1 pseudogene is annotated in these 306 nt (G+C 61.4%); it reads left to right on the forward strand.

Going from position 1 to position 306, the window contains the following annotated elements:
- Nucleotides 1–110: 110 nt before the first annotated feature.
- Nucleotides 111–306 (forward strand): annotated as a pseudogene (locus tag TN53_RS43790) (MarR family transcriptional regulator); the annotation flags it as partial.

The raw sequence follows: 306 nt of genomic DNA on the forward strand, positions 1-306 counted from the left end.
GGTTGTCGTCACGACGACTCCAGAAGAGCGAATGTTATGTTCTCATAACTATGAGCACATAACGAGTATGCCCCCATAACTAATCGGCGGCAACCCCGTACCCTGAAGCCGTGACGCAGGACCGAGCGCAGCAGACAGACCCCACAGCAGGGACGGACCACGAGCAGCGGTGGGCCGAACTGGCCGACCTCGTGCTGATCATCAGCAGGGAGATCCAGTTCCGCCGCTACACGGACGAGCGGGCCGTCCACCTGTCGCAGTCCGAAGGCATGGTGATGCGCTACCTCAAGAGCGACCCCGCAGCGC

The organism is Streptomyces sp. WM6386 (assembly GCF_000972385.1).
GTDB lineage: Bacteria > Actinomycetota > Actinomycetes > Streptomycetales > Streptomycetaceae > Streptomyces.